General features: G+C 43.3%; 16 protein-coding genes. 5 read left to right on the top strand and 11 right to left on the bottom strand.

All coding sequences use genetic code 11. The annotated features are described in order from the left end of the window. Positions 1 to 2: 2 nt before the first annotated feature. Together tssJ and tagH are read right to left on the bottom strand one after the other, a co-directional pair. A complete protein-coding gene (tssJ, locus tag J4N40_RS17700; RefSeq protein ID WP_005375933.1) occupies positions 3 to 458 on the bottom strand; it encodes a type VI secretion system lipoprotein TssJ in 456 nt (151 codons plus the stop codon). A gap of 11 nt (positions 459 to 469) precedes the next feature. Next, positions 470 to 1663, bottom strand: a complete 1194-nt coding sequence (gene tagH / locus J4N40_RS17695; protein ID WP_005375931.1) for a type VI secretion system-associated FHA domain protein TagH — start codon at positions 1661 to 1663, stop codon at positions 470 to 472. A gap of 312 nt (positions 1664 to 1975) precedes the next feature. On the opposite strand from tagH, the gene J4N40_RS17690 reads away from it, so the two are divergent. The 3 genes from J4N40_RS17690 (at position 1976) to J4N40_RS17680 (ending at position 5134) form a co-directional block, all read left to right on the top strand. Continuing rightward, the gene (locus tag J4N40_RS17690; RefSeq protein ID WP_165439090.1) at positions 1976 to 4126 is read left to right on the top strand and encodes a serine/threonine-protein kinase; all 2151 of its coding nucleotides are present in this window, start codon (positions 1976 to 1978) and stop codon (positions 4124 to 4126) included. 446 nt (positions 4127 to 4572) lie between these two features. After that, complete coding sequence (locus J4N40_RS17685) at positions 4573 to 4908, top strand: Hpt domain-containing protein (RefSeq protein ID WP_115386676.1); 336 nt, start codon at positions 4573 to 4575, stop codon at positions 4906 to 4908. Between the two features lie 34 nt (positions 4909 to 4942). Further along, on the top strand, positions 4943 to 5134 hold the full coding sequence (locus J4N40_RS17680) for a hypothetical protein (protein WP_025767706.1): 192 nt from the start codon (positions 4943 to 4945) through the stop codon (positions 5132 to 5134). 70 nt (positions 5135 to 5204) lie between these two features. Here J4N40_RS17680 and J4N40_RS17675 read toward each other — a convergent pair whose 3' ends face one another. The 3 genes from J4N40_RS17675 to J4N40_RS17665 form a co-directional block, all read right to left on the bottom strand. Beyond that, positions 5205 to 6875 carry a SpoIIE family protein phosphatase gene (locus J4N40_RS17675; RefSeq protein WP_115386677.1) on the bottom strand — a complete coding sequence of 557 codons (1671 nt, stop codon included), beginning with the start codon at positions 6873 to 6875 and terminating at the stop codon, positions 5205 to 5207. Between the two features lie 29 nt (positions 6876 to 6904). Continuing rightward, positions 6905 to 7165, bottom strand: coding sequence for a hypothetical protein (locus J4N40_RS17670; RefSeq protein WP_017820228.1), 261 nt, complete (start codon positions 7163 to 7165; stop codon positions 6905 to 6907). Between the two features lie 220 nt (positions 7166 to 7385). After that, complete coding sequence (locus J4N40_RS17665) at positions 7386 to 8000, bottom strand: glutathione S-transferase family protein (RefSeq protein ID WP_005375905.1); 615 nt, start codon at positions 7998 to 8000, stop codon at positions 7386 to 7388. 284 nt (positions 8001 to 8284) lie between these two features. Here J4N40_RS17665 and J4N40_RS17660 point away from each other — a divergent pair, with 284 nt between their 5' ends. Continuing rightward, positions 8285 to 8860: a TetR/AcrR family transcriptional regulator gene (locus J4N40_RS17660; RefSeq protein WP_005387553.1), complete on the top strand. Its 576-nt coding sequence runs from the start codon at positions 8285 to 8287 to the stop codon at positions 8858 to 8860. 1 nt (position 8861) lies between these two features. Further along, entirely contained in the window at positions 8862 to 9266 is a 405-nt protein-coding gene (locus J4N40_RS17655) for a PPC domain-containing DNA-binding protein (protein WP_042604124.1), read from the top strand. 98 nt (positions 9267 to 9364) lie between these two features. Here the strand turns inward: J4N40_RS17655 and nirD are convergent, their stop codons facing one another. The 6 genes from nirD to J4N40_RS17625 form a co-directional block, all read right to left on the bottom strand. Continuing rightward, positions 9365 to 9700: a nitrite reductase small subunit NirD gene (gene nirD / locus J4N40_RS17650; RefSeq protein ID WP_017634206.1), complete on the bottom strand. Its 336-nt coding sequence runs from the start codon at positions 9698 to 9700 to the stop codon at positions 9365 to 9367. Continuing rightward, positions 9701 to 12220: a nitrite reductase large subunit NirB gene (gene nirB, locus J4N40_RS17645; RefSeq protein WP_065275352.1), complete on the bottom strand. Its 2520-nt coding sequence runs from the start codon at positions 12218 to 12220 to the stop codon at positions 9701 to 9703. A 10-nt stretch (positions 12221 to 12230) separates the two neighbouring features. Continuing rightward, complete coding sequence (locus J4N40_RS17640) at positions 12231 to 13067, bottom strand: ABC transporter ATP-binding protein (RefSeq protein WP_005450080.1); 837 nt, start codon at positions 13065 to 13067, stop codon at positions 12231 to 12233. A gap of 11 nt (positions 13068 to 13078) precedes the next feature. Continuing rightward, positions 13079 to 14044, bottom strand: a complete 966-nt coding sequence (locus J4N40_RS17635; protein WP_213972162.1) for an ABC transporter permease — start codon at positions 14042 to 14044, stop codon at positions 13079 to 13081. Positions 14045 to 14116: 72 nt separating this feature from the next. Then, on the bottom strand, positions 14117 to 15481 hold the full coding sequence (locus J4N40_RS17630; protein WP_053349948.1) for a CmpA/NrtA family ABC transporter substrate-binding protein: 1365 nt from the start codon (positions 15479 to 15481) through the stop codon (positions 14117 to 14119). Continuing rightward, positions 15420 to 15593 carry a hypothetical protein gene (locus tag J4N40_RS17625; protein WP_172677725.1) on the bottom strand — a complete coding sequence of 58 codons (174 nt, stop codon included), beginning with the start codon at positions 15591 to 15593 and terminating at the stop codon, positions 15420 to 15422. Before J4N40_RS17625 ends, J4N40_RS17630 begins: the two co-directional genes overlap by 62 nt. Between the last annotated feature and the right edge of the window lie 67 nt (positions 15594 to 15660).

Genomic DNA, 15660 nt, shown 5'->3' with positions numbered 1-15660 from the left:
CGTTATTTAACGACCAAAGACAGATCTTCTAACAATACTTGATATGTGTTGTAACCGGTCTTATCCACTTTAATGACTTGTCGCCAATTTGAGTTTTCAATATCTCGAAACGCTACGACAATGCCTAAATATTCTGTCTTTGGAGACATACTTGCTTGATATGTTTCTTTCTGACCTGGAGTTAATGAAACTTCATATTTATTCACTAAATCAGGTCCTAAGACTTTTTCACTTTCTTCATAAATAGAAAAAAAGTCCTGGCTTTCGAAAATGGTATTTGACGTTAATTCAAATACATACACCACTACAGGAGAAGGCCTGCCGTTTGAATCAGGATTAATGTTATGACTTGCTGCTATTTCTAAATCTGAGTATGGATCAACAACTAGGTTCGCTGCTGAGCACCCAAATAAAGCTATTGAAATTAATAACAAAATATATTGGTAAAACTTTTTCATCACCCTAATTCCTAGCCTTTGTTTTTTAATGCTAATTCATAGTGCTTAGCGAAGTCTTCTAAATAGAACGGAGACTCTTTATTGATAATATCATCGGATAGCTTTTCATGAATATCCTCAAACCTCTTCCAACTTTGAGCATATTTCCTAGCTGGAATAACCTTATTAATAACCGTGTCTTTCGCTAAAGCATCTGAGTATATAGAAGTAGGTTCAACAAGTGACATAACACTCGAAACCGTACCTTCAACACCTTTCATTAAGGCTTGCTCATGACTTTCGATGTCATTAAATGCTTCTTTAATGGCTGCATTTGGCTTTAAGAAGCTAGCGGTTTGACGGTTATATAAGTTATGAATCGCATCTTCTAAGTTTGCAGAAAACTTTAAAGGGTTATTTTCTGACTTACGAAATGCGGTATGACTAAGTCGATTTGTTTGTTTAAACACTGCTCTGTTATGCAGTGTTTCCATTAAACCAACTAGCATCAAAGAAAATGACTCCCCCAGTTGTTCGAACCATTCCTCTCGGTTATCGCTGGGAATCATCATTGGATCTATACCCACCCCTCTAACAAAAGCCGCAAGTTCACCCCCATTGGTATCAAAGTTGGGAGTCGATAGGTGTTCTGATTGTCGGTTAACTTTCGGTAAAGTTTCAGATACGGTGCTCTGTTTTTCGGGCTTTGGAATATCAATAAAATCATCGACTAAACCAATATCTAGCTGAAAGTCAGAAGGAACACTTTCGTTTAAGAGTTCACTAGCACTAAGGCCTAGGTCAACAAATTCTGCTTCCGATGGACTTGAGACTACTTCAGGGGGTGCGCTAGAAAGACTTTTACTTGTCTCAAGACTGAATACATCTGTATCTGTTTGAATAGAAACTGAAATTTGATAATCCCCTAAGCTAACCATATCGTCATCGCTTAGTGCTATTTCATTTCCTTGACCCACAGGAGTTACAGCATTATTTACAAAAGTACCATTAGTTGAGAGGTCTTTTATCAAGTATTTGTCACCAAACTTAATCAGTTCTCCGTGGGTTCCGGATACCACTCTTTCAGGATCTGGTAGTGTCCAATCACATTGTTCAGACCTACCAAATGTAACCTTGGCATGTTCATCACTTGATTCAAACACGAACTCACTCTCAATCTCTGGAGTAAATTTGTGAAAACTTGTTATGGTTAAAACCAACTTCATGTAAACCTCGCCAAAGACCTGCTAGATATTATTTTTAATTTTATTATTAACTGCTTTTTTATTAACAGTAAGATTAATAAAAATCTTAATACTGCCATTGAAAATCATGCACGGAATAATGAATCATTTTTTTATCAAAGCAATCACGTATTGTTCAACAATTTTAATTATCCAACCAAGTTCAAATTTTTGACACTTAGACTTTCATCAATAAAAAAACGAATGTTAGTTTGGCCGAGAAATTCTAACATAATGACTTTTCATTGAGCAGAAAGGTATATATTCCCCCATCATTTATACGGAGTTCTTGTGATGGAAGACAGTAATAAAAACAATTCTATAAATAACGAAGAAAGCGGAGATAAAACTAAAATTGTAAAGACTCAAAAACGAGACAACGCAATTAAATCAACCAAACTCACTAATAATGAAACCTCCGTTAAAAATAAAAATGAAACAAATACAAAACTGTCTCAAAAAGAAAACACTCCGTTAGTTAATAAGAAAAAAAACAATAAAGATGACTCATTAAATAATAACAAAGATGTTATTAACGAAAGCTTAATAGGAGCGACCGTTAAAAATCGGTATGAAATTGAGTCGGTTATTGGGCATGGTGGGCTTTGCGATGTTTACTTAGCTAAAGATAGGATTCTTGAATCTTCAGGTTCAGAAACACCCTACGTTGCGTTAAAAATATTACAGAAAGAGTTTGCTTCTCAACCAGAGACTGCACGCATGTTAATACGTGAAGCTCAACAAACTCAAAGGTTAAGCCACCCTAATATCATTAGGGTTTTTGATTTTGGTGTTGATGGCGAAATATACTTTTTAGTTATGGAGTATATTAACGGAGAAACATTAGAGAGTTTAATACAGCGTTCTAGGCCCCATGGGCTGAAGTTTAATGCAACTTTATCAATCCTAAATCAGGTACTCGATGCACTCTCATATGCTCACTCTCTTGGTGTAGTGCACGCCGACCTAAAGCCCGCTAATGTGATTTTAACGTCTGAGGGTAACGTTAAGTTGCTTGATTTTGGTGTATCTAAAACTCATCAATTAAAGCAGGATCAATATGCGGCTAAACGTAAATCCGAAAATGTTGAAACGCTTGGTTATACTCCCAACTATGCATCACTCAACCTGTTATCCGGTAAGGAACCGAACTTAAGCGACGATATGTTTGCTCTATTTTGTATTGCTTACGAGCTATTGAGTTGCAAACACCCTTACGCAAGAACTCCAGTTAATGAAGCTCTCAAAAAGAAGATCAAGGTCTCTAAACCAACTAACATGCCTGCATCTAAGTGGCCAATATTTTCAAGCGTATTTTCAACTGGCATCATTCCGAACGAGCTGACCCCTGAGCAGTTGAAACGCAAATTGAATATGCGCTATTGGCCTATCGCTAGCGGCGCGGCAGCGAGTATATTATTAGTTAGCGGCATTGTATTTGGTTATCAGCAGCAACAAGAAACCATCGCCAATTTGGAAACCGTTATTAGCAAGCAAAATGATCAAATTGCCGGACAAGAGTGGCAGCTTGATACGCCAGCAGAAAAAAGTTTGGCACTGATTGATAGTGAAAAAAGCTTACATCCAGTCGTTAAGGCTGGCTTATTACGCTTACACAAGACCTATATTCTCAGCGAGTTTGAATCTGAAATTGATCAGGTTTTGAATTCTGATGCCAACAACTACCCGAATTATGATGAAATTGAGTCCATACTTGATAAAGCAAAAACCTACTACCCTGACTCACATAAAATAGAAGTTCTTGCCTTAGATATTCAGTCAAGCAAGCACTCCACTTTACTTTCGATAGCAAGGCAAATCAACAGTCAACTTGAAAAGTCTCGGTACAGTAAAGAAGACGGCAGTAAATCCATCTATGAGCTCAAGGATGAGTTAAATCAGATTCATCAAGGTTATCCTTTCACGCCAAGTTCGTTATCTAGCGATGTTTTCGGTCAGCACCTCACTGAAGCACTCCAAAAGAAAGACGCAGCTGCACTTGTTGCTCTTATTAAGGTTGGGAACACCTTCTTTTCAAACGTAGAAGAGCATCAAGAGAACTTACAGATAAGTAATGCGATGAAAGATGCAGTGCTGGAAATGAAATTATATGAGACAGCGCTAGATTCCAACAGCCCTCTACCGTTTCCAGAAGATGCCGCTAGAATCCTGTTCCAAAAAGAGTTTGAAAACTTTTATTCTCGCCTAGAAAAGGCAAGGACGACAACTCATCTCGATAACTTGGTGAAGGATGTGGATCTGTTCTCGAAAAACTTTCCTATTGGTTTTCAGGATGTTAACGATTTAAGATTCAAAACTGCTGATAAATACTTACGCTTCTCCGATATATTACTTAATAAGCGAAGGACTTCAAGCGCAAGACGCGCTATGAAGAAAGCCAACGAGCTTATGAAGCAAATAGAACAGGACTCTAAGCAAAGCTAGTAATACAAAAGGGACGCGAGTCCCTTTTTTGCCGCAGATCACTTGCCAATATGCAACTAGATTGCTAATTTATGCTTGTACTTAATGAGGAGAGTTAGCCTTGACTGAAGGAATAGTCAAAGTTGGCGAACGTCGGGCGTCCGTATGTAACGATAGCCTTAAACTAGGACTGCAAGACACTTACCGACTCGGCGTTTTACTTGGAAACGTCCCCTTTGCTACTTGTGTTAAAAACACGCGAGTTGAAGTTTTTTCATCCCTACATTTCGACCATTGCCGTTTGGATATAAGTCAAAATATCTTTAACAATGACTTTCTTTTTGTAAGTTTATCTCAAGCGACAAGCAAACTATTTCTGCTCAAATACTGGTTATGCCATTCATACCTTCGGCTAAGCCTTCATTATCCGAAACATTCCTCTACCGCAACGTTTAATAGGGGTATACATGATTAATTTTGATGTTCTCAATACATACATGGATAACGACGTAGATCTGATCGTCACTGTTTTTTCTACATACCTTGAAGATCACACGAATGATATAGAGCGTATAGATGAGCTATATACAAGCAGATGTTGGTCAGAACTCTATCTATTAGCGCATAGTTTAAAGGGCATTCTAGAGAGTTTCGGAGAAGACACCGCGGTCATTGCGTTTCAAAGAATAGAAGAAAAAACCAGAAACGATACAGCGCCAGATAGCTCAGATATAGCTATAGTTACTAAAGAGCTAGCTGCAATTAATCAACAAATCTTCGCTTACTTGAAGAATATGCAATAAAGAAATTCAAGGCTTAACTGGGGGAAATATGGCAATGAATAATAGCAATTTCAGGGAGTTGATTGAGTCTCTCAAAGACCTAACACCAACTCAAAAAAGGTACTTACTTAGCCGTACAAAGATGGCGCTAGATGATGAAAGTAATATGTTAAACATCAGTGATATTCTAACACCAGAAGAGTTGGAGGCGTTACTATCACCGGCACCAACAACGAATACAAAATAACAATGATATACAACGCAACCGTCAGATTAACGCTAGGGACCAAGTGAAGGAAATCGACTTTGCTTGGTTGTTAGTTTCTCTCCCTATTCCTTTTCACTACAACAAACGTATTGTTTTCGAAACCTTTTTCCAATTTAAACAGGTCAGATAATTGAGCGACTAACATCAGTCCGCGACCAGAGGAGGACCAACTATCGTCATCCATTAAGTTAGGTGCCTCAATCTGTTTGTTTTTATGTTGGATGAACGTCTTTTCATTGATCGGCGCTCCGCAATCAGAGACTCTCAGTTCCACGAAACCGGACACTTGGTCATCCCCAACCCTACACTCCACTTCAATTGGCAGGCCTTCTATTTCACTGTAAGAATGAATATAAGCGTTATTCATGAGCTCAACGACACAAAGCTCCAATGATTGAATTGCATTTAAGGGGATTTGATGACCCATCAAAAACCGAACAACGTCTTTGCTCGCACTTCGTGAGTGAGTAAGGGAGCTCCCGTAAGTTCGTTTAAATTCGCTCTTTGACATTCTTTTCCTTAAATCGAGCCTCTCACCATGCCATTTTACCTGTAAAAGGCTGGCATCATCATCAAACTCATCTTCGTTATGCCAAGATTGTACTTTTTTAAAGACGTCTCCCACTTGGTCTTCAACTGTCAGCGTGCAAACAACTTTTATACTCGATGCCAATCGTTGTAGTGAAAACATCTCCTCACCCTGCCTCGCTTCAATCAAACCATCCGAATAAAGCCACAATGCATCGCCCTCATCCAGACTAATTTGGTTACCGATATATTCCATCGGCTGCATTGCACCAACGATAAAGTTATCGTCACCTATCTGTTCCATCGTTTTCGTACTCGTTCGCCAAACTAAGATCCTGGGGTGGCCAGCCGTGCAATAGCTAAGTTGCCCTGATTTTGTGTTAAGAATGGCGTAAGCCATAGTAAAGTAAAGTTGACTGTTTCTAGTTTGCTGATAACGCCGATTTAGCCGTTCAATCACAGATGCAGGCTCACTTACGCAATAGCCGTCATCTCTCAACTCCATCGTGATCGAATCAGGCCCCTGACTTTGAGATAGCGTCTGTTGAATAGAAAAAGCCATCAAAGCTGAAGAAATACCATGACCAGAAACATCAAATACATAAAACGCAACATGTCGTTCATCGAGCTCCAAATACCCCAACATATCACCACCAATCTGGGAGCATGGTTTGTAGACATAGCTAAAATTTACATTCTGAATAGTTGATTCAGCAGGGAGTAGTTGCTCCATCAGATGACTAGCAGACTGTAGGTCTTGGTGAATTGTTTGATAGGCCGCATCTAGCTCTTTATTTCTCTCAACGAGTTTGTTGTGCAGTTCTAAAGTACGAAACCCCGCACGGATTCTGGCCTGAAGTTCCTCTACAGACGTCTTCTTATCTACGAAATCATCTGCGCCAGCATCAATGCCTTTCACGATCGAACTTTGGTCATTTCTAGAAGACAGTAGAACAAAGAAAATGTAACGTTCGCTAACTTTAGATTTTAATTGGCGACACAATTCAATACCATTAATTCCAGGCATCATTAAATCACTCAGCACAAACTGAATATCAGGGCGGTGGGTTAGCACCTCAAGCGCAGCTCTTCCGTCTTCAACTGCAACCACTTCATAGCCCTGCTTTTCCAATGCACTGCTGATGTAAAGCAGTACTGTTTTACTATCATCGACCAAAAGAATGGGTTTCATCTTCCTCCTTAATACGGTTGCTTTACTGGCTAACGCAAAACACTAGTCACTGACTGCTCATTTCTAAAACGGCTGTAGTCTTCGGCTAATAATTGGTGTTGATATCGAGTGTAAGACAACGCTTCATTAGAAATTAGTATCTGATGCTCTTTTTCGATTAACTGACTTTGCAGCCTTTCAATCTGTTCATTCTGCTGTGTGTAATTGAGGTACAGTGCGAATAGACCAAAAACCGAAACCATTAACAGGGCGATTAGAATATTATTGATAGTTTTCACTTGAATACTCATGACCTCTCCTTGTCTATTATTAGACTTTCCATGATGAAAGAGAGCGTCTACGGACCAAGAGCCCAAGGCTCTAAAACGCAACGAAGCAAATTGAGGTTGTTTTTCCAATTATAGGCGATAGGAGAAAAAATAAGAAAAATATGAAAAAATTTGAATATCCTGCTGAGTTAAGAATCGGTAAGGTGGTAGCAGCGAGCTATCATCCACTCGCTGCAATACATTAACTCTGAAATGCAGGTCTAGCTAAAATTTGGTTATACCATCGAGCAATGTTTGGCGACGTCGATAGCACATCAATTTCTAGGCCTTTAATTGCGAAACTGATCAAAATAAAGCCTGTTATATCGACGATAGTAAAATGGTCTACGGCGATAAAATCATTATGTTCAAGGCGCTTGTCTAAGACAGGCAGAAATTCGTAGACGCGTTGTTTTGATTCTTCGCCCCATGCTTCAACGCAACGTTCTCTGTCTCCATAAACTCCGGTCATGTTTCGAAACGCCTGAAATGCCGCATTTAGTCCTTGGAACTCCACCACACGATGCCACATTTCCACCTGAGCACGTTCGAGCTGGTTAGCACCAAACAGCGCCAGATCATTTTCAAACGCTTCATCTAGGTAGCGACAAATCGCCACGCTTTCACAGATCGTCGTACCATCATCCAGTTCCAGCAGAGGCACTTTGCCATTCACGCTTTTCGATTTAAACGGTTCAGATAGGTTATCGCCCTCACGAACGTTCAGCGCAATTCGCTCAACCTCGCCACCGATTTCCTTCAGAAAAATGCTAACTCGCTTACAACTTGGAGTCATTGCGGTTTCATAGAGCTTCATTTCACATCCTTTTATCTTTTTCTAACCGATTGGTTAGGATATACTGTAGTCAGTTTATAAACGATCAGTCAAGAACTTCACTATCAAAAATTTTCAAACAGTTGTGGGGCTGTTTGCTGAGCGAGATTTTTGATGCCGTTTGTGAGTTCACATGAATTTGGAGGCTGATACCCAAGAATAGATGGGTATTCATCATATTGGTTCAGTTCGAACGCTAGAGGTTCTCTGTACTATCCCTCCAAAGCAATTTAATTACCCGATAAGCAGGCCCAGGCAGGTAATTTATGGCAAGAAAAGCCAACTTCGACCGAGATGAAAAGCTTCTCGTGGCTATGGATGTGTTTTGGCGCAAAGGCTTTGCGAACACGTCTATCTCAGATCTCACCGACGAGTTGAACATCAACCGCTTCAGTCTTTACAACACCTATGGTGACAAGCAACAGCTCTACTACGAAGCGCTCGATACTTACTTAAAAAAGGTCTCGCTACCGTCACTGAATGATTTAGAAAAAGACGATGCGTCTTTACCTGAGTTGGAATCGTTCCTTAAATCTTTTGCTGAGCTGCAACGAAAACGCAGCTGCGGGTGTTTTATCCAAAATGCGTTGATTGAGCACGCTGGTGAAGACGATGATGTACTGCGTAAAGGGCATTTCTTATTTGACCATCTTATCGACATCATTGCAGATGCGCTGACCAATGCACAAAAAGAAACCTTAGTGCCGAAAACGCTTAAACCAGAAGAGCTTGCTCGTTTTGTTCTCAACAACATGCAAGGCATGCGCGTGCTTGGCAAAGCCAAACGTTATGCCGATTTGGATACGGCGCTTTCCTGCTTGCTGGTTTTGATTAGGAAGTGACATGTCGATTGAAGTGATAGCGGTACGTCTTACCAAAGGCATGGACTTAAAGCTGAACCTAGCGAAATTGGTCGAGCAGTATGGTATCAAAGCAGGCTCGATTGCTTCATGCGTTGGTTGTGTCTCTGACCTCAACCTTCGTTTGGCAGGTGCAGAGAGTACGTTAACCAAACAAGAGCCATTTGAAATCGTCTCTGTGATGGGAACCCTAACGCCTGAACATCAGCACGTTCATATCTCGGTGTCTGATCGTGAAGGACGAGTCTGGGGCGGGCATTTAATGGAAGGCACGGTTATAGATACCACCGCAGAATTGATCATCCATTCTTACTCAGAACTTGAGTTTACCAGAACGATGGACGACTCGACCGGCTATACCGAACTGCAAGTGAATCCTTCCAAATAGTAAAAAGCTCCAGAGCCATACTGTGCTGTCTCTGGAGCTCTATTCGCTTGTCTCTTACGCTAAAAATTCACTCATACAGAGCAAGCTAATTTCGAGGATCATTCTTCGACTATATGACAAACCTGATTATCGTCGACCGTTACTTGCCAAGTTTTTAGACCGTGCGCTTCGTCTTCTAAACACTGCCCGCTCTTTAAACTGAAGTGCTGTTTATACAGTGGTGATGCAACACACATCTCACCATCAATATCACCGACAATCCCTCGACTCATCACATTAGCCTTACCAATTGGATCCCAATCTTGAACGGCGTAAACACCGCTATCTGGAATGTAGAATAGCGCAACGTGCTCGCCTTCAATCAATACAGTAGCACCGATAAACGGCATTAAGTCATCAAGCTGACACAATTTCACTTTGGTTAAAGCTGCCATTTACACCTCCTGTTTCACTGGAATACGCTGACCGCGCACACGTTGGTACGGCAAGACTTTGCTGCCCGACGTGCTGTTCAAGAAAGGACGGAAGCGTTGCAATTTCTGAGGATTATCCAACGTACTCTTCCACTCACATTGATACGTATCTACGACTCGTGCCATTTGTTCATCCAAAGAATCACATAGGTTGAGAGAGTCATCCAAAATCACTTGTTTAAGGTAATCTAGGCCCCCTTCCATGTTCTCCATCCACACCGACGTGCGCTGCAAGCGATCTGCGGTGCTGACGTAGAACATCAATACTCGGTCGATCATGGTGATCAACTCTGATTTGGATAAGTCAGATGCAAACAAATCAGCGTGTCGTGGTCTCATGCCGCCATTACCACAAACGTATAGATTCCAGCCGTTTTCGGTGGCGATCACCCCAATGTCTTTACTTTGCGCTTCTGCACACTCGCGAGTACAGCCCGATACGGCAAACTTAAGCTTATGGGGCGCTCGCAATCCTTTGTAGCGGTTCTCTAACTCAATGGCTAACCCAACCGAATCATCAACACCATAACGACACCAAGTAGAACCGACGCAAGATTTCACGGTGCGCACCGATTTGCCGTAGGCGTGCCCTGTTTCAAAACCAGCATCAATCAAGGTTTGCCAGATTTCAGGAAGCTGTTCTAACTGCGCACCAAATAAATCTACGCGCTGACCGCCAGTGATCTTGGTGTACAGATCGTATTGCTGAGCAACTTCACCTAGCACGATAAGTTTGTCTGGTGTGATTTCGCCGCCCGGAACACGAGGCACAATCGAGTAAGAACCATCTTTTTGCAGGTTTGCCATAAAGGCATCATTAGAATCTTGCAGAGATTGATGCTGTGGCTCCATGATGTGTTCATTCCACAAAGAAGCAAACACAGATGCCGCTGTCGGCTTACAGATATCACACCCATGCCCTTTGCCATGCAGTGCAATTAAGGTGTCGAAGTCTTTGATCTGTTCCACTTGGCAAATATGGAACATCTCTTGGCGACTGAGCTCAAAGTGCTCACAAAGGTGGTTGTTAACCTCTACCCCCATGGCTGCCAGTTGAGTATCCAATACCGACTTCACCATATTGCTACAGCCACCACAGCCAGTACCGGCTTTAGTGTTGGCTTTAAGGTCCGTCAGGTTGGTAGTGCCAGCTTGAATCTCGGCAACTAAGTCGCCTTTTGTGACGTTGTGACAAGAACAGATGATGGCGCTGTCTGGCATCTCTCCATCTAACATTCCGGTATCAAACAGCAGGTTCGCCGCGTGGTCTGGCAGGACCGTTTTGTTCAAATAACACTGTAAGAGCGCATCGTAATCGCTGTTGTCACCAACGAGAATCGCACCGAGCAATTGGGTACCGCTCGCATCAACCACCAGCTTTTTGTAGATACCTGCAACCGCATCTTGCAACACCATTTCCTGTGCGCCTTCAGTTTGCATTTGTGCATCGCCGATAGACGCCACATCCACCCCAAGCAGCTTGAGTTTGGTGCTCATGTCTGCACCTTTAAAACCTTCGCTCGGCATACCAGTCAAGACATCGGCAGTGGTTCTCGCCATGGTGTAACCGGGAGCGACCAAGCCAAAGATCTTCTGCTCCCAAAGGGCACATTCGCCAATCGCGTAAATGTTCTCATCGCTGGTTTGGCATTGGTTATTAATCACAATGCCGCCTCGCTCGCCTATTTCTAGCTCAGCCAGCCTTGCCAACTCATCTTGAGGACGAATGCCTGCGGAGAAGACAATCACATCCACTTCGAGAGGATCTTTGTCTTTAAACACCATACGATGCTTAGCCGTTTCACCATCACAGATTCGTTCCGTACCCGTTGAGGTGTGAACGGTTAGCCCTAGCGCTTCAATCTTCTCTTTTAGCACTAAGCCAGCACCATCGTCTAACTGCACGGGCATCAGGCGGGGAGCAAATTCAATAACGTGAGTTTCTAACCCCAATAGTTTAAGTGCGTTTGCCGCTTCTAAACCCAACAAGCCGCCGCCAATCACTGCGCCCGTTCTTGCGCCTTCACATGCTTTTTTGATTTGTGAAAGGTCATCAAGCGTGCGATAGACAAACACGTTGTCTCGGTCTTTACCTTCAATTGGAGGCACAAACGGGTAAGAACCGGTCGCGAGCACAAGTTCGTCGTAACCCAGCACATCTTCACCATCAAGGAGAATGCGCTTTTGCTCTCTGTCGATGCCTGTTACTTGGCTGCCAAGTACGAGTTGGATGCCATGCATGTCGTACCATTCTTGGTTACTCAGCATCAAATCATCATGAGACTTACCCGCAAACAAAGAGGACAACTGTACACGGTCATACGCGATAAAACGCTCTGCACCAATCACGGTAATTCGGTGCTCCAAATGCGCGTTTTTCTGCACTAATTGCTCGACGAGGTGTTGCCCAACCATACCGTTACCTACCACAACGATGTGGCTCAATGCGTTCTTTACTGGAATCGTTAAAGGACTGTTCATCGCTGCCTCCTTATGCCGTTTGCGCTGCGGTTTTGGGTTTGTCTTCTTTCGAAGCAGGAATCTCGACTTTGGATTGCTTCTCGTAAAGGAACTTCAGCACGGCTTGTCGACACTTCTGATACTGCGCATCATCTGCCAGTGCGACACGCTCGCGAGGACGCGGTAGATTCACTTCCAACACTTCACCAATGGTCGCTGCCGGACCGTTAGTCATCATCACGATTTTGTCGGATAGCAGCACCGCTTCATCCACGTCATGTGTAATCATGATGACGGTATTGTTTAACTCGGCTTGAATCTTCATCAGTGCATCCTGTAAATGCGCACGAGTTAACGCATCCAACGCGCCAAATGGTTCATCCATCAGTAGAACCTTTGGTTGAAGTGCCAGTGCTCTGGCGATGCCGACTCGCTGCTTCATACCGCCCGAGATTTCATCCGGCTTTTTGTGCGCAGCATGCTGCATTTGAATCAACTCCAAGTAGTGATTCACTTGTTCCTGAATCCACGCTTTGCCCTTTTTGCCGGCAATTTGTTTTACTGCGAGCTCAACGTTTTGATATACGGTGAGCCAAGGCAACAATGAATGGTTTTGGAACACGACTGCGCGGTCAGGTCCCGGTCCTGCTACTTCTCGCCCATCGACTATTACGCCGCCGTCTGTTGGCATGTGCAGCCCTGCAACTAAGTTCAATACCGTTGATTTACCACAGCCAGAGTGACCAATTAGGGATACAAACTCGCCTTTATTGATTTGTAAATCGACGTTCTTAAGCGCGATGAACTCGCCATCTGGCGTTGGGAATCGCATCCCTAAACGCGTCAGATCTAATAATGCTTTTTCCATGATCTTTTCCCTTATCTCAACGCTTGTTGTTTATTCCAAGACAGCCACTTTTGAAGTTGCAGCATGCCTCTATCGAGCATCAAACCGATAAAGCCGATGGTGATGACAGCCACCATGATGCGCCCCAATGATGCTGAACTGCCGTTCTGGAACTCATCCCAAACGAACTTGCCTAACCCTGGGTTCTGAGCGAGCATCTCTGCCGCAATCAACACCATCCAAGCGATACCTAAAGAGAGACGTAAACCTGTGAAGATCATTGGAATGGCAGAAGGTAATACGATCGTGCGGATGTGCTGCCACCACGAAAGTTGGAGTACTTTGCTCACGTTGATTAAGTCTTTATCAACGCTCGTTACACCCACAGCGGTATTAATCAGCGTCGGCCATAAGCTACACAGCGCTACAGTGATCAGAGAGTTGATGAACGACTTAGCAAACATCGGGTCATCACTCACATAAGTGGCACTTACAACCATGGTAACGATGGGTAGCCAAGCTAAAGGTGAAACAGGCTTAAGCAATTGAATGATTGGGTTGAACGCTTGATACAGCCCTTGATTAAGACCCAGCACGATGCCAAGTGGAATCGCGATAATCGTCGCGAGCAGAAAGCCCGCGGTTACGGTCACTAAGCTTGTTATGATTTGGTCGAAGAACGTCGGCTTACCTGTGTAGGGACGAATCTTCACTTCCGCGTCTGGATTTTTGGCTAATTTTGCAGCATTGCGCTTTTCCTGACGCTCGATAAACGCTTGTTCCTTTTCTCGCTCTTGCCAATGGTCATCGACAAGGTTGCTGAACTGCTGAAAAGTTTGCACAGGTCCCGGTAGCGTACCTAATGAAGTTTGCACTTCTCTCGCTGCTAAGTGCCACATTGCCAAAAAGAGCAGCAAGCCAATGACGGGCAAAAGCACCAGCCGACTTCGGTTCACTACCTGCTTAGCAGGAAAAAGGGAAATGACATTACTAGACATACTCACTCCTAAGAAATTTACATCCTTGTTGCCACAAGCGAATCCCCTCGCCTGTGGCGTTTATCGTTATGGTTAAACCTTGTCTTTTCCTTTAAGCCCGATAGAGAACTTCTCTAGATATTTATTTGGCTCACGACCGTCATAAACGATGTTGTCGATAAAGTGTGTTTGTGGCGCACGGAAACCATCTTCAGCACTGAAATCTGGGAAGTCTTTTTTGCTCAACACACCATCTTCAATCAGTGCTTGAGCCGCTTGTTGGTAAATGTCCGGACGGTAAACCTCTTTTGCGACATCCATGTACCAATCATCGGATTTCTCGCTTGAGATTTGTCCCCAACGGCGCATTTGGGTCAGGTACCAAATCGCATCGCTGTAATACGGATAAGTGGCGTTATGACGGAAGAACACGTTGAAGTCTGGCACGTCTCGTTTGTCGCCTTTCTCGTATTCAAATGTGCCGGTCATTGAGTTGGCGATAACTTCAGCATCGGCTCCAACGTATTCGCTTTTTGATAGCATCTTCACTGCGTCTTGGCGGTTGGCATTGTCGTTTTCATCCAACCAATGTGCCGCTCGAATCAAGGCTTTCACTACGCGAATGTGCGTGTTTGGATACTTCTCAGCCCAAGCTTTGGAAACACCAAACACTTTCTCTGGGTTGTTCTTCCAGATCTCGTAATCGGTCACAACTGGCGTACCAATGCCTTTAAACACAGCTTGTTGGTTCCATGGTTCGCCAACGCAGTACCCTTTGATCGTGCCCGCTTCCATTGTTGCTGGCATTTGTGGTGGCGGTGTAACACTCAAAAGAACGTCAGCATCCAACTGACCACTGTTATCGCCTGAGTCTGGCGCGTAAAAACCTGGGTGAATCCCACCTGCCGCTAGCCAGTATCGCAATTCATAGTTGTGCGTCGATACAGGGAACACCATACCCATGTTGAACGGTTTGCCTTTATCCAGATAGCTGTCGACCACAGGCTTCAGTGCATCCGCTTTGATTGGGTGAACAGGTTTGCCATCTGGTTGTTTTGGAATGTATTGCTTCATCTGCTCCCAAGTATCATTGGAAACCGTGATTGCGTTGCCGTTCAAATCCATACTGAACGCAGTAATCACTTCTGCTTTTGTGCCAACACCAATCGTTGCGCCCAATGGCTGACCAGCAAGCATGTGCGCACCGGCAAGTTCACCGTCGATGACTCGGTCTAGAAGCACCTTCCAGTTTGCTTGAGCTTCTAAAGTGACGTACAAGCCTTCGTCTTCAAAAAAGCCTTTCTCATAAGCAACCGCCAGCGGTGCCATATCGGTTAACTTAATAAAACCAAACTTCAGGTCTTCAATTTCTGGCTCACCCAACTCTGCCTTTACGCTAACCGTGGTGAATACCGATAACGAAATTGCTGACACTTTCAGCATCGAACTCCATTTCATTGGTTTGCTCCCATAAAAAAAGCGCCACTACTCCGAAGAGCAGTAGCGCCGTTGCTAAGTCTACAATTACCGCCGTTGATAATTGAGATAAGCGATTCAACAATAAACCCATACCTAGTAATCCAATTACTGTGCCAACTTATTTTTCACAGTAAATACAATGAATTAGTTTATTCCAC

Source organism: Vibrio sp. SCSIO 43097 (assembly GCF_023650755.1).
Taxonomy (GTDB): domain Bacteria; phylum Pseudomonadota; class Gammaproteobacteria; order Enterobacterales; family Vibrionaceae; genus Vibrio; species Vibrio alginolyticus.
Note: the sequence above shows the minus strand (reverse complement) of the source record. Positions and strands in the feature narration are given on the sequence as shown.